At 63.3% G+C, this 13,717-nt stretch carries 15 protein-coding genes; 7 read left to right on the top strand and 8 right to left on the bottom strand.

All coding sequences use genetic code 11. From position 1 onward, the window contains the following. Position 1: 1 nt before the first annotated feature. Positions 2–487, bottom strand: coding sequence for a HugZ family pyridoxamine 5'-phosphate oxidase (locus GC1_RS17955; protein WP_019296691.1), 486 nt, complete (start codon positions 485–487; stop codon positions 2–4). A gap of 27 nt (positions 488–514) precedes the next feature. After that, positions 515–1,174 (bottom strand): hypothetical protein, encoded by a 660-nt coding sequence (locus tag GC1_RS17950; RefSeq protein WP_019296690.1) that lies wholly within the window; start codon positions 1,172–1,174, stop codon positions 515–517. A 153-nt stretch (positions 1,175–1,327) separates the two neighbouring features. Here GC1_RS17950 and GC1_RS17945 point away from each other — a divergent pair, with 153 nt between their 5' ends. Continuing rightward, entirely contained in the window at positions 1,328–1,651 is a 324-nt protein-coding gene (locus tag GC1_RS17945) for an antibiotic biosynthesis monooxygenase family protein (protein ID WP_019296689.1), read from the top strand. A 36-nt stretch (positions 1,652–1,687) separates the two neighbouring features. Here the strand turns inward: GC1_RS17945 and GC1_RS17940 are convergent, their stop codons facing one another. Beyond that, positions 1,688–2,230 carry a hypothetical protein gene (locus tag GC1_RS17940; RefSeq protein WP_019296688.1) on the bottom strand — a complete coding sequence of 181 codons (543 nt, stop codon included), beginning with the start codon at positions 2,228–2,230 and terminating at the stop codon, positions 1,688–1,690. A 170-nt stretch (positions 2,231–2,400) separates the two neighbouring features. On the opposite strand from GC1_RS17940, the gene GC1_RS17935 reads away from it, so the two are divergent. Further along, positions 2,401–2,808 (top strand): universal stress protein, encoded by a 408-nt coding sequence (locus GC1_RS17935; protein WP_019296687.1) that lies wholly within the window; start codon positions 2,401–2,403, stop codon positions 2,806–2,808. Between the two features lie 12 nt (positions 2,809–2,820). Here GC1_RS17935 and GC1_RS17930 read toward each other — a convergent pair whose 3' ends face one another. Beyond that, positions 2,821–3,429 (bottom strand): hypothetical protein, encoded by a 609-nt coding sequence (locus tag GC1_RS17930; RefSeq protein WP_019296686.1) that lies wholly within the window; start codon positions 3,427–3,429, stop codon positions 2,821–2,823. Positions 3,430–3,581: 152 nt separating this feature from the next. Between GC1_RS17930 and GC1_RS17925 the strand changes: the two genes are divergently transcribed. After that, a complete protein-coding gene (locus GC1_RS17925; protein WP_019296685.1) occupies positions 3,582–3,866 on the top strand; it encodes a TFIIB-type zinc ribbon-containing protein in 285 nt (94 codons plus the stop codon). A gap of 70 nt (positions 3,867–3,936) precedes the next feature. On the opposite strand, the gene GC1_RS17920 is transcribed toward GC1_RS17925, so the two are convergent. Next, the gene (locus tag GC1_RS17920) at positions 3,937–4,404 is read right to left on the bottom strand and encodes an aminoacyl-tRNA deacylase (protein ID WP_019296684.1); all 468 of its coding nucleotides are present in this window, start codon (positions 4,402–4,404) and stop codon (positions 3,937–3,939) included. Between the two features lie 299 nt (positions 4,405–4,703). Between GC1_RS17920 and GC1_RS17915 the strand changes: the two genes are divergently transcribed. Continuing rightward, complete coding sequence (locus GC1_RS17915; protein WP_019296683.1) at positions 4,704–5,006, top strand: hypothetical protein; 303 nt, start codon at positions 4,704–4,706, stop codon at positions 5,004–5,006. A 1,142-nt stretch (positions 5,007–6,148) separates the two neighbouring features. Here the strand turns inward: GC1_RS17915 and uvrB are convergent. Together uvrB and GC1_RS17900 are read right to left on the bottom strand one after the other, a co-directional pair. Continuing rightward, a complete protein-coding gene (gene uvrB, locus GC1_RS17905; RefSeq protein ID WP_019296681.1) occupies positions 6,149–8,347 on the bottom strand; it encodes an excinuclease ABC subunit UvrB in 2,199 nt (732 codons plus the stop codon). Between the two features lie 84 nt (positions 8,348–8,431). Then, a complete protein-coding gene (locus tag GC1_RS17900; RefSeq protein WP_019296680.1) occupies positions 8,432–8,887 on the bottom strand; it encodes a MarR family winged helix-turn-helix transcriptional regulator in 456 nt (151 codons plus the stop codon). Between the two features lie 86 nt (positions 8,888–8,973). On the opposite strand from GC1_RS17900, the gene GC1_RS17895 reads away from it, so the two are divergent. Both GC1_RS17895 and GC1_RS17890 read left to right on the top strand, forming a co-directional pair. Continuing rightward, complete coding sequence (locus GC1_RS17895; protein ID WP_019296679.1) at positions 8,974–9,630, top strand: glutathione S-transferase family protein; 657 nt, start codon at positions 8,974–8,976, stop codon at positions 9,628–9,630. Positions 9,631–9,745: 115 nt separating this feature from the next. Beyond that, complete coding sequence (locus GC1_RS17890; protein ID WP_019296678.1) at positions 9,746–10,057, top strand: ETC complex I subunit; 312 nt, start codon at positions 9,746–9,748, stop codon at positions 10,055–10,057. A 184-nt stretch (positions 10,058–10,241) separates the two neighbouring features. Here the strand turns inward: GC1_RS17890 and pdxR are convergent, their stop codons facing one another. Beyond that, positions 10,242–11,723 carry a MocR-like pyridoxine biosynthesis transcription factor PdxR gene (pdxR, locus tag GC1_RS17885; protein WP_019296677.1) on the bottom strand — a complete coding sequence of 494 codons (1,482 nt, stop codon included), beginning with the start codon at positions 11,721–11,723 and terminating at the stop codon, positions 10,242–10,244. A 161-nt stretch (positions 11,724–11,884) separates the two neighbouring features. Between pdxR and GC1_RS17880 the strand changes: the two genes are divergently transcribed. Continuing rightward, the gene (locus tag GC1_RS17880; RefSeq protein WP_019296676.1) at positions 11,885–13,468 is read left to right on the top strand and encodes an ABC transporter substrate-binding protein; all 1,584 of its coding nucleotides are present in this window, start codon (positions 11,885–11,887) and stop codon (positions 13,466–13,468) included. The last annotated feature ends 249 nt before the right edge of the window (positions 13,469–13,717 follow it).

Below are 13,717 nucleotides of genomic sequence, written 5' to 3'. Positions count from 1 at the left end.
GTCAGCGGCCGGGCAGCAGATCAGCAGCGGCAAGGCGGAAGGCCTTGCCGAAGCCGCCGTTCAGATGCGCCGCCGTGACACGAAAGCGGACAAAGCTGAAATCGGCAAACTGCAGGTAAAGCTTGGCCTTGGGCTGATGGTGCAGATAGGCTTCCGCCAGCACCTCATGCGCGGGATCGCTGCGCGGCACAAACGCCGCCTCTGCCAGCAGGCTGAGGCGCGGATGGGTCAGCGCATCCCCCTTGGCGCCCGGCTCCCCCACCAGCAGCGAACAGGCCGGGTGCTGGCGCAGCGCCCCTGTGTGCTGCGCCAGGTCCGAGACCAGGCTGACCGGGCATCCGTCCGGGTCCAGCCCGAAGGCCACCCGCGTCACCAGCGGCTGGCCACCCTCCAGCAGCACGCCAAGCGCAGCAAAGCGGGCGGTTTCCATCAGGCCGCGCGCCAGTGCGCGGGCTTCATTATCGGTGGGGCGGATCACATCGGCCATATCGCGCTTTCTGTCCTGGGAAAGGGTTCAGAATTTCTGCCACAGCCCCAGCTTCAGGCCAAGACTGCCGCCGCCCGCGCTGCGGTGCTCCAACCCCAGGATCAGCTCGCGCCCGGCAGGCAGCGGATAGCGCAGCGATGGCGTCAGCGTATAGGAAAACTGGGCGCCTTCCGGCTTGTAGGTCTCAATCTGCAGCATCGGTGCAGGTTTGCCAGGGCGGTTCAGGCCCAGGGTGGCGTCCAGCTTCCAGATTGCATCCAATCCGCTGTTGCGCAGCTCATAGGCGGCATCAACGGCCAGCCAGCCGCTGGTTTTGCCGGTTTGGAACCCGCGCCCGTAAGACAGGGTGGTCTTCTGCATCATTTGCCACTGGCCGCGATAATGGTTGCCGCCAAAGGCCGCCTCTGCCGCCAAGCGGTAGCGCTCCCCCTCGCGCAGCGGCAGCCGGGCAAAGACCAGCGCGTGGCCGGACAGATCGCCGGTCTGGTTCAGGTCCACCCCCAGCGTCAGCTTCGGCGTGATCCCGTAGGCGCCGTAATAGCTCAGTTCCTGCTGCGCGCCGCGGCTGGTCTCGCGGTAAGTGGCACTGGCCGAAGCGAACCCTTTGCCCGGCACCTCCAGCCAAGCGCCGCCAGCCGCCGGCGGGGCCAGCAGCACGGCAAGACAGGCGGCATAGGCAGTTCTCATCCCTGGGCCTCATCACGAGTTCCTCAAGGGTTTGGTGTTATGGTTAAGGTTGTATTAACCGCAATGGTCGCCGCCCTGGGGTGTTCCGTAAAAAATGTCGTGCGCTTTCCGCGTGATCGGGCGTAGGCTGGACCCAAGTCAACGGAGGAGCCAATGCCGAAAATAGCAAAAACCGCGGACATCCAGACCGTTATCACCACATTCGAGATGACGCCGGGGACATGCCAGGACCTGCTGGAGGCGCTTGAGGACGCCTATGCCGACTTCATTTCCAAGCAGCCGGGCTTCATTGCGGCCGGCCTGCATGTGAACGATGCGCAGACCCGGATCGCCAACTACTCGCAATGGCGCCGCCGCGAGGATTTCATGGCGATGCTGCGCAGCCCGGAGATGCGCGAGCGCAACCGCAAGATCAACGAGCTGTGCCGCAGCTTCGAGCCGGTGATGTATGACGTCGCCGAAGTGTTCGGGGCCTGAGGCCCCGGCCCGGGTCAGGCGGCGGGCTGCCTGACCCTAGATAAACCGGCGCAGGGTCATCAGCCCGGAGCGGATGATGACCTTGGCCGAATCCACCACCGCGGCGATGCGCTCGTAGTGCACCTTGATCGGCCCCTGGGAACGCAGCAGGATGGTCACCGCATCAGCCCGGGCGCGCCGGAAGGCTTCGGCCGCCGGGCTCAAACCCTCCGGCTTGATCGCCTTGAACGTCTGGCCGCCGCTGCGCAAAGGCGCCGCCGATCTGTCCCGGTACTGCTTCAGCGCCGCGTTCAGGGTGCTCTCCACCATCTTCAGCGCCTTGCGTCCGTCCTTGTAGTCCGGGTAGCGGCTCAGCTCCGCTGCGGCGCGGCGGTAGAACTGCCGGTAGCAGTCGATCTGATAGGCGGAGGGCAACTGGCGGCAGGTGCCGTTGCCGCTGGTCAGCACCTTGACCGCCTTGGCGGTGACGCTGTCCGACATCGCGATGGTGTAGCTGCCCTGCGGTACTGACGGGCTGGCGCCTGCGGGCAGGGCCAGGGCCACGGCCAGACAACCGGTGGAGAGGGATTTCAAGATCATCAGGGTCCCTTTCAAAGACTATCTCAGCGCACCGCCGGGCGGGCCCATGACTGGAACCTTATGCGGTCTGGGGCGTTGCGGACAAGCCTGCGCTCTGCACGCCGCGGATGATCATGGTCAACGCGCCGGGCGGAAAAAGGGTGTAGACTGGCAAAGAAGGGAGAACAGACATGTATCACAATATTCTGGTGCCGATCTCATTTGACCCGGAGCGCGACGTGACCGGGCCGCTCAAGGTGGCGCGGCTGCTGTCGGCGCCGGGGGCCAAGGTGACGCTGCTGCACGTGATCGAACAGGTGCCGGCCTATGCGATTTCCTACATCCCGGCGGATTTCATGGAGGACACCCGCACCGCGCTGCAGGCGGAACTGGACGGGCTGGCCAAGACCCTGCCCGATGCCGAAGGCGTGCTGGTGGAGGGCCACTCCGGCCGCACCATCCTGGACTATGCAGAGCAGAACCAGCCTGACCTGATCATCCTCGCCTCGCACCGTCCGGCGATGCAGGACCTGATCTGGGGATCGACCTCAGGCCACGTGGTGCGCCACGCAGCCTGTGCCGTGCATGTGGTGCGCTGAGGCGCGTATGCCTTAAGCCGGAACCGCGGTTTTCAGCAGGCTCCAGGCCAGCCGGATCATGCCGCCGGGCAGCAGGGCAGAGCGCAAGAGCACCTTGTTCGAGTTCACCGCCTGGGCGATGCGGGTGTAGTGTTCCTGCTTGTTCGAAGGCGAGCGCAGCAGGATGGTTTCGGCCTTTTTCATCGCCGACTCCGCCTGCCGCTTGATCTGCGGCACCGCCGCCGGCTTGACCGCGCGGTAGAGGTTCAGACCCTTGCGCTTGGGCTTCTGGGCCGGGTCCAGATTCTGCTTGACGGCTGTGGTCAGGGTTTCCTCGACCAGCACCAGCGCCTTGTAGGCCTCGGCATAGGCCTGATTGCCGTTCAGCCGCTGCGCTGCCAGCTTGTAGGTGTGGCGGTAGCAGTCGAATTTGTAGACCTGTGGCAGGGTGCCGCAGCGCTCAAAGCCGCTGGTCAGGGTTTTCACAACTGCCTGGGTGGCCTTGGAACTGAGGCCGCTGCGCTGGCCGCCGCCGCTGTCCATCCCGTCCCGGCTGCCGCCGCCGCCGCCGCCGTCCGCCAAGGCCGGCACGCAGGAGAGGATCAGGGCCAATAGCCCGGCGAGGATGGTTTTGCTGCTCATGTAAGCCTCCGTGGTTTGGGGCAGCTTACCATGCGTCAGCTATCTGGAAACGGGCGGAAAGCCGCAAATTGCGGGTTTTTACGCCCCTGTTGTCTTGCGCCGCGGCTGAGCGGTTCCCACGTGAAAGGCTGGAGTTGTGCAAGGAGACGCGAATGCAGTGCCCGATTGACGGAACCGAACTTGTCATGTCCGACCGCGCCGGGGTCGAGATCGACTATTGCCCGCGCTGCCGCGGGGTGTGGCTGGACCGGGGCGAATTGGACAAGATCATCGAACGCTCTGCCCAGCCCGTTCAGCCAGTGCCGCAGCCGCAGCGCTATGACGACCGCAGCCGGGAGTACGGCCGGGAAGATGGCCGGAAGTATGACAAGAAGTACGAAAAGAAGTCCTTCAAGAAGAAATCGAAGAACTTCCTGGAAGATCTGTTCGACTTCTGACCGCCGCCAGCCGGGCCGCCCCGTTGCTTGGGGCGGCGGGCCGGGGTGTCAGTGCCCGGTTCGTGCCCAATCAGTGCACTGTGCAGAAGGAGCCGTGTTTGGCGTCCTTCATCAGGGTGTCGAAATCGGCGCCCTTCATCTCCACCAGCGTCTTGTGATCTCCGGCCTCGAACCAGACCTTGTCCAGCCCGGTGAGGCTGTCGTCGATCACCGTGGGCACCATATAAGCGGCACCGACGCAAGGCGCCGCGCCCGGGTCGCAATCGTCAAAGACCTGATCCAGTTCAATTTCCGGCGCCAGGCCCAGGCGGCGGTCGACCATCGACTGCAGCTTGTGCAGATCGACCTTTTGGTCAGAGGGGATCACCGCCAGGAAGGGGCCTTCCTCCATGTGAATGAGCACCGATTTGGCCAGATGGCCGCCCGGCACATGGGCGGCTTCGGCGCATTCGGACGCGGTGGCGGTATAGGGGTGGCGGACGGTGGCAAAGGGCAGGCCCTGTGCTTCCAGATGATGTTTCAGGCGTGAGGCAATCATCGAAGGGTCCTCCTGTCTGGGGCGGGACCCCGGCCGCTGGTGGCGCAGGTCATGGGCGCCGCGGGAGCCTGCTGGCTCACTGATCGGGCGGCGGCATCAGATCCGGGCGCGGCAAGCGGCAAGCCGGGGCGCGCAGGTTTCTGGTGCCTGACAGTCTGCGCCCGATGGGGTGAGTCGGGCAAGGGGGGCGGCATGGCTGGGGCGGAACCGGCGGAAATCTCTTGGGAACCCTTTGCGCCCCCGGGCCGTTATCCCTGCGACGCACCGTTGTGGTGCCAGGTAATCGAGAGGGAAAACCCATGAAGACCGGATCTGCCGTTGCCATCGGAGTGGCCGCCGTTATCGCCATTGCCGCCGCGTTCTACATGATCGACGTCGACCAGACTGAAGAGGCCCGCCTGCCGGATGTGGATGTGAGCGTCGAGGGCGGCAACCTGCCGGAATTCGATGCCGAGGTCGGATCGGTCGAGCTGACCGGGGAAACCGCCACCGTGAAGGTGCCGGATGTCGACGTGGAGATGAAGGACGCCGAGATCACCGTGCCCGGCATCGAGGTGACCCCGCCGGAAGATGCCGGCACCGAGACCGCCGCCGACAACTGATTTAGGCTGTGTGGTGACGAGTGGTCCCCCTCCGGAGTTTCCGGAGGGGTTTTTTGTGGCTTGGGGCGGGGGCGCGGCGGTGCGACGCGGGTGTAAATGAAAAGGGGTTTCGCTGCGAAACCTTGTTTATTTATATATGGTTAATGGGTTTTCGGTGGTTTTGCGGAAGTGAGTGTGCGATGGAGCTGAGCATCGCGCCCGACCCGCTTACACAGGTCCAACGCCAAAATGTTAGGAATTAGACGTACGGATCAGATTGCACTGGAAATCGGCGGGAGCTCGGGCTTTACCTTACGTGCTTGTTCTGCTCCTGATCTGCTCCTGCAGCGATTGGGACCTTTTTGCTCGTCGCCGGTATACAAGCCCGACACAAATCGAAACAGAAAGACCGGAAGCGAAAATCAAGACCTGCAAAAAGTCACCGAACTGCAGCTTGTGAACGGCTTCGGGCGTTGCCGTAAAGTACTTGTAGATAGTTGCGATGGCCGCGGGAATTGTACCTATGACGGCGCCCACAGCAATTAGGAGAATCTCCAAAACCATATCGGTTCGCGTTTCACACAGCATCTCCAACTCCTCATCAGAGATACTGTGCCGAAGAATATGATCTGGCAGCGTAGTCCTTATAGCTGGTGCAGGCGATGTAGGCTGGCCGATGTTGATTTTTGAAGACATGGCTGGCTATTTTTTTTCTTCGGGTTGGTCGGTTACGACACCCATTGGAACCGCTGCGAATTGCCGCATGTATGCGCAATTGAGACAAACGAGAAATACTGTGGGGTAAACTGGCCCGCCTACGACCAAGTTCCCCCCACTGAATGCCATGTTGTGCAGCAGGTGATCCCCTACCGACCAGTTGTTTTGCTGGCATACAGGGCAGCTGTGATTTGCCCCACGGTTGTCTAACCATGATACGATTTTGGACTTGTCGTCTGGGGTGAGTTTCCCTGAACGGTCGGGCATTAAGCTGTTTCCAAGTTGAAGAATCTTGCGTTAGCATTTCAATGAACCTTTCTGGTGTCTACCAGTAGAATACCAGGGTTCAACGGATGTTGCGGTCGGGTGTGTCGAGCGAACTGCCTTTAAACAAGCAAGTAACAAAGTTTAATGGAGGGTTAAAGCTGATGGGTGTTCGGCCAACCTCACGAAAACTTCTTCTGCGACTTGCCCCGGTACGCCCGCGTCCCGGCCTTGCCCGCGGTTGACCGCCCCCGCGATTTGACGGCGGCCTCGGACGCCGCCTCCACCGCCGATTGCCGCGCCAGCGGGTCGTCGGAGATGGCGAGGTCGACCGCCTCCAGCCGTTTGACCTCGTCGCGCAGGCGGGCGGCTTCTTCGAACTCCAGGTTCTCGGCTGCCTTGCGCATCTGGTCGCGCAGGCCGTTCAGATGCGCCTCCAGGTTGGCGCCGTGCATCGGTTTATCAATCTGGGCGGTGACGCGGTTCATGTCCACATCGCCCTCGTAAAGACCGGCCAGCACATCCTCGACGTTTTTCTTGACGGTTTCCGGCGTGATGCCGTGCTCGAGGTTGTAGGCGATCTGCTTTTCGCGGCGGCGGTTGGTCTCGCCCAGGGCGCGCTCCATCGAGCCGGTGATCTTGTCGGCATACATGATGACGCGGCCGTCGGCGTTCCGCGCGGCGCGGCCGATGGTCTGGATCAGCGAGGTCTCGGAGCGCAGGAAGCCTTCCTTGTCAGCGTCCAGAATGGCGACGAGGCCGCATTCGGGAATATCCAGCCCCTCGCGCAGGAGGTTGATGCCAATGAGCACGTCAAAAGCGCCGAGGCGCAGGTCGCGCAGGATCTCGATCCGTTCCAGCGTGTCGATGTCGGAGTGCATGTAGCGGACCTTGATACCCTGTTCATGCAGGTATTCGGTCAGGTCCTCGGCCATGCGTTTGGTCAGCGTGGTGACCAGGGTGCGGAAGCCGTTTGCGGTGACTTTGCGCACCTCGTCCAGCAGATCGTCCACCTGCATGTCCACGGGGCGGATTTCGACCTCCGGGTCCAGGAGGCCGGTGGGACGGATCACCTGTTCGGCAAAGACGCCGCCGGATTGCTCAATCTCCCAGGCCGCCGGGGTGGCGGAGACAAAAACCGACTGCGGGCGCATGGCGTCCCATTCCTCGAACTTCAGCGGGCGGTTGTCCATGCACGACGGCAGGCGGAAGCCGTGTTCCGCCAAGGTGAACTTGCGCCGGTGGTCGCCCTTGTACATGCCGCCGATCTGCGGGACGGAGACGTGGCTTTCGTCGGCAAAGACGATGGCGTTGTCGGGGATGAATTCGAACAGGGTCGGGGGCGGCTCGCCCGGGGCGCGGCCCGTAAGGTAGCGGGAGTAGTTCTCGATGCCGTTGCAGTGGCCGGTGGCCTCCAGCATTTCGAGGTCGAAGTTGCAGCGCTGTTCCAGCCGCTGCGCTTCCAAGAGTTTGCCGTCGCCCTCCAGCTGGGCCAGCCGCATCTTCAGCTCCTGCTTGATGGAGATGATGGCCTGGTTGAGGGTCGGCTTGGGCGTCACATAGTGGGAGTTCGCATAGACGCGGATCTGGTCGAAGGTGCCGGTCTTTTCGCCGGTGAGCGGGTCAAACTCAGTGATCTGCTCCAGCTCCTCGCCGAAGAAGGAGAGCTTCCAGGCGCGGTCCTCCAGGTGGGCGGGGAAGATTTCCAGAGTGTCGCCTCGCACCCGGAAGGAGCCGCGCTGGAAGGCCTGGTCGTTGCGCTTGTACTGCTGGGCGACCAGATCACCCATGATCTGGCGCTGGTCGTACATCTCGCCTGCTTTCAGGTCCTGGGTCATGGCGGAGTAGGTTTCGACCGAGCCGATGCCGTAGATGCAGCTGACAGACGCGATGATGATCACGTCGTCGCGTTCCAAGAGGGCACGGGTAGCCGAGTGGCGCATCCGGTCGATCTGCTCGTTGATCTGGCTTTCCTTCTCAATATAGGTGTCAGAGCGCGGGACATAGGCCTCCGGCTGGTAGTAGTCGTAGAAGGAGACGAAGTATTCGACCGAGTTCTCCGGGAAGAAGCCCTTGAATTCGCCGTACAATTGCGCCGCCAGCGTCTTGTTGGGGGCAAGGATGATGGCCGGGCGCTGGGTTTCCTCGATCACCTTGGCCATGGTGAAGGTCTTGCCGGTGCCGGTGGCGCCCAACAGCACCTGGTTGCGCTCGCCGTCCAGCACGCCCTCGGACAGTTCCTTGATCGCGGTGGGCTGGTCGCCTGCGGGGTCGAAAGTGGTGTTCATGACAAACCGCTTGCCGCCCTCCAGCTTGGGCCGCTGCTGCGGCGCGCGCTGAGTCATCATCGGCATGGTTTTGTCGGAATGGGCGTAGGGCATCAGGCGACTCCTTAGAACGGCGCCGATTTTGGTCTGTTTTTGTTCCTGTGCAAGGGGGCGGAGGCCGCAATCCGGGATATGGTGTCAGATTTTGTCAGCAGGCACGGGGCGCAGGAGCTTTCCGAGCAGCTCTGACAGCCGCCGCGCCTCGCCCGGGCTGAAATGCGGGGTAACGGCCTGCTGCATGGTGTCCGAGTAAACCGCCCACATCTGCGCGCGGGTTTCGGCGCCTTCGGCGGTGATCAGCAGCACCTGGCCGCGGCCATCGCCGCTGCAGTCCTGCCGGGTGAGATATCCAGCCTTGGCCAGCCGCTCCGCCAGCCGTGAGACGCCGTATTGCGGCAGCAGCAGCTTTTCCTGCAGCTCATAGGGGCGCAGGCCCGCATCGCCTGCGCATTCCAGCTCCCACAGCAGATCGTACCAGTCGAGGCCGGGCAGGCCCGCCTGCTTCAATGCGGTCTCCACCGCGGTGAGGATGGTCTTGTGCGCGCGTGCCAGCGGCAGCCAGACGGCAAAGGGATCGGGGGCGGATGTCGTCATGGCGGGAATTTAGATGCAGATGCATTGACATTCAAGAGTGTCTGCCCATCTGATATACATGCAACTGCATATAACTGGAGAAGCCCATGAGCGACCTGCATCTGATCAGCCACCACCTGTGCCCTTATGTGCAGCGGGCGGTGATTGTGCTGAGCGAGAAATCCATTCCGCACCGGCGCACCTATATCGACCTGGCAGGCAAACCGGACTGGTTCCGGGCGCTGTCGCCGACCGGCCGGGTGCCGCTGCTGGAGACCGGCGGGAGGGTGCTGTTTGAAAGCCAGGTGATTGCGGAATATCTGGATGAGACGACACCCGGCTCCTTGCATCCTGCCGACGCACTGGAGCGGGCGCGGCACCGGGCTTGGATTGAATACGGCTCGGACACGCTGGCGGCCATCGGGAAGCTCTATAATGCACCGGATGAGGCGGCGTTTGCTGAGGCGGCGGAGACCCTGCGCGAACGGCTGGAGCGGATCGCGCCGGAGGTGGCGGGGCCGTATTTTGCCGGGGACAGTTTCCACATGGTGGACGGGGTCTGGGGCACCATTTTCCGTTACTTTGATACCTTCGATGCGATTGGGGACTTTGGGCTGATGCCGGCACAGGGCCGGATGGCGGACTGGCGTGCGGCGATTGCGGCCCGGCCGTCGGTGAGCGAGGCGCCGCCAGAGGGCTACCCGGCGCGGCTGATGGCGTTTCTGGCCGCGCGGCAATCGTATCTGGGGATGCTTGCGCGGTAGGCCTGTGGCAGCGCTGCAAAGCCCGGATAACCCTGTTCAAAATGCCACCTTGCCGCAGGCCCGCATCCGGCGCATAAAAGCGCTGGATTTGAGACTCAGGAGCGGGAGACAGCCCATGCAAGCGCGGATTTACCGGCCGGCACGCAACGCCATGACATCCGGCATGGCCAAGACGCGGAAATGGGTGCTGGAGTTTGCGCCTGCCTCGGCCCGTGAAGTGGACCCGCTGATGGGCTGGACGTCCTCCGCTGATACCCAGGCGCAGGTGAAACTGCGGTTCGACAGCAAGGAAGCCGCGGTGGAATACGCCGAGGATCATGGCATCGACGCGGTTGTTGTCGAGCCGAAGGAGCGCAAGGCCAATATCCGCCCGGGCGGCTACGGCGACAATTTCGCCACCAACCGCCGCAGCCCCTGGACCCACTGAGGCTGTAAATCATTCACCCGTTCCCGCCAGGAACTGCATGAAAGGCGCCCAGCGGGCGCCTTTGCTGTATCTGGACTGGCGCAGTATGGCAGAGACCTGGGGCATGCCCGGCCTCGACGGGTGATCTGCTTTCCGTGAGGATCAGGATAGCGCCGCCTTCCATTCATGCGGAAGGATCGCGTCATCAATCCCCCGGATCAAACAGGGAGCAAAGTTTCTCAACGGCTGCAGGAATGCCATCTTCGTGGGTGCAGCCGAACCCAAGCAGCAGCCCGTTCAAGTCCTGCCGCTGCATGCAGTAATAGGACAGCGCATAGGCAGACAGCCCGGCTGCGTCCAGCCTGTCCAGAACATCCATGTCCCGGGTGCCCGGCGGCAGATCGGCAATCACCCGCAGGCCGCTGGTGTTCTGGCGCAGCGACACATGCGGGCTGGCGATGCGGTCAAAACTGCTGATCATCGCCCTGCGGCGGCGGACATAGGCGCTGTGCATGCGGCGCATGTGGGTGCTCAGGTGGCCCTGGCTGATGAACTCTGCCAGCACCGCCTGCAGCCAGGTATTGGGGCCGCGGTCGGTGATCGCGCTCAGCGCCATCAGCGGCCGGGCCAGCGCCGGGGGCGCGATGATGAATCCCAGCCGCAGCGACGGGAACAGCGCGTTGTTGAAGCTGGAGACATAGATCGTGCGGCCCTGATGGTCGTCGCAATAGATCGCCGGATCGGGCCGGCCGCCGAACATGAACTCATTGTCCAGATCGTCCTCGATCAGCCAGGCATCCTTGCGGCGGGCCCAGTCCATCCACTCCAGCCGCTGCGCAATCGGCATCACCGCACCCAGCGGGTACTGGCAGGAGGGGGTCAGATAGGCCAGCCGCGCGCCATCGGTCTGCGGGCCGTCCTGCGGAACTGCGGCGCCGGTTTCCGTTACCCGGACCGGCACGACGGTTCCGCCTTGGGCCTGAAAGCTCAGCCGCACCACCGGGCTGGAGGGATCCTCCATCAGCACCCTGCCGCCGGGGTCGAGCAGCAGCGCGGCAATCAGGTTCAAGGACTGCTGCGAGCCGTTGGTGACAATCACCTGAGCGGGGCTGCATTTCAGGCCGCGCCGGTTCAGCACATGGTCGCAGATCGCCTCGCGCAGCGGCCCATAGCCGCCTGGCTGGCCATAGGCCATCATGCTGCTGTCCAGCCGGTTGCGGATGCGGTTTTCGATGCGGCCCCAGACCTTGTGCGGAAACAGGTCGATGGCCGGAATATTAGCGAGGAACGGGCGCACCCGGACCGGATCGAAATAGGAGGGATCCAGCCCCTCCGCAGCCGCCCTGCCGCGCTGCGACAGCCGCGGCGGTTGCGGCGCTTCCGCAGCAATACCGCTGCCGGGATGCAGGCCGGGAAATTCCGGGTTCACGAAAGTGCCGGACCCGGTGCGGCTTTGCAGGTAACCTTCACTGGCCAGCTGTTCGAAAGCAGCAACCAGGGTGCTGCGGGCAATGCCGTGATGCTCTTTCAGCCAGCGGGTCGACGGCAGTTTCTGTCCGGGTTTGATGCCGCCGTCCCGGATCATCCGCCGCAACTGCTGGACCAGTTGCAGATAAAGCGGCGTGGCCGATGTGCGGTCCAGCTGCAAAAACGGCAGCGGGGCAAAATGCTTGGTCTGCTCCGGCACCGGCGGCCTCCTAAATTGGTTTGCATCATTTAACCAAAATGGACGTAGCGGGCAAAACCATTTTCTGCCACCACATCCTGGCCTGCCCCAGACGGGGCGTTTGAACAGCAACAGGCTGTATTGCCCTGTCCGGGGCGTGGTGCAGCCAGCAGGGAAACAATATGTCCGACATCATCAGCCACTACGTGGAACGGGCGGTCAAAGGCTTCATGACCCGCCGCGAATTCATCGGCCGCCTCGGCGCGCTGGGGGTTGCCGCCGCCAGCGCCAACAGCCTGCTGGCCTCTGCCGCTCGGGCCGAAGGCCCGAAGAAAGGCGGGCTGATCCGGTCCGGCCTGCAGGGCGGCGCCAGCACCGACAGCCTGGACCCGGCCCTGGCAGCCAGTTCGGTCGCCAACAACGTGCTGACCGCCTATGGCGATCTTTTGGTCGAAGTCAGCCCGCAGGGCGAAATCGTGCCGCGCCTGGCGGAAACGGTTGAGGCCAGCGCCGACGCCAAGACCTGGACATTCAAGATCCGCCAAGGGGTGGAGTTCCACAACGGCAAGACACTGACACCGGAGGACGTGCTGAAGACCATGCAGCGCCACTCCAACGAGGACAGCCAGTCCGGCGCCCTGGGCATCATGCGCGGCATCGAGTCGATGAAGGCGGATGGCGATTACTTCAGCGTCACCCTGGAAACGCCGAACGCCGACCTGCCCTATCTGATGGCGGATTATCACCTGGTGGTGCAGCCGGGTGGCGGTATGGATGCGCCCGCTGCGGGCATTGGCACAGGCCCCTACACGGTTGAGGTCAACGAGCCTGGCGCCCGCCATGCCTTCAAGAAATTCGCGAACTACTGGGACGCGGACCGCGGCCACGCCGATGAGATCGAGATCCTGGTGCTGAACGACGACACCGCCCGCACCGCCGCACTGCAAAGCGGTCAGGTGCATTTCATCAACCGGGTGTCGCCAAAAATCGCCAATCTTCTGGGCCGCGCACCCGGCCTGCGGATCGAGAGCATTTCGGGCCGCGGCCACTACTGCTTTCTCATGCATTGCGACACCGCGCCCTTTGCCTCCAACGACCTGCGGATGGCGCTGAAACTTGCGGTGGACCGGCAGGAGATGGTCGACAAGGTGCTGCGCGGCTATGGCAGCGTGGGCAACGACATGCCGATCAACGCCGCCTATCCGCTGTTCTCCGGCGATATCGAACAGCGCAGCTATGACCCGGATCAGGCCCGCCACTACTATCAGAAGTCCGGCCATGACGGCCCGGTTGTCCTGAAAGTGTCCGACAACGCCTTCCCCGGTGCAGTGGATGCCGCCGCGCTGTTTCAGCAAAGCGCGGCCAAGGCCGGCATCCCGCTGCAGATCGAGCGCGTGCCCAGCGACGGCTACTGGTCCGAGGTCTGGAACAAGGACCCCTTCTGCGCCTCCTACTGGGGAGGGCGCCCGGTGCAGGACCAGATGTTCTCCACCGCCTACAAATCCGATGCCGACTGGAACGACACCCGGTTCAAGAGGGAGGATTTCGACGCGCTGCTGCTGCAGGCCAAGGGCGAGCTCGACACTGCCAAGCGCACCGCGCTCTACCGCGAGATGGGCCTTATGGTGCGCGACGAGGGCGGCGCCATCATCCCGATGTTCAACGACTTCATCGATGGCGTCAGCGAACAGGTCGGCGGCTGGGAGAACGATCCGGGCGGCGGCATGATGTACGATGGCGCGCTGGTGAAAACCTGGCTGCTGTGAGCTGATCTCCCGAATACTGCGGCGGGCGCTCTCTCCGGGCGCCCGCCGTTTTTATTGAATACAGAGCCATTGAACTGGCGGCCTGCAGTATCCGGAATGCGCAGGAAGCTGCTGCTGCAAAGTTGCGAGCCGCCGAATCTGCCGGGATCTGTGCCGTTCATTGGGCTTCGGGCGCGGAGCGTTCTGCCGGTCTTGCTGATCCCTGGACGTGCCACCAGGCTGCCTTTTGCAGCGCATCCGGTGTTTGCG

This window comes from Leisingera sp. ANG1, assembly GCF_000203975.2.
Classification (GTDB): domain Bacteria; phylum Pseudomonadota; class Alphaproteobacteria; order Rhodobacterales; family Rhodobacteraceae; genus Leisingera.
Note: the sequence above shows the minus strand (reverse complement) of the source record. Positions and strands in the feature narration are given on the sequence as shown.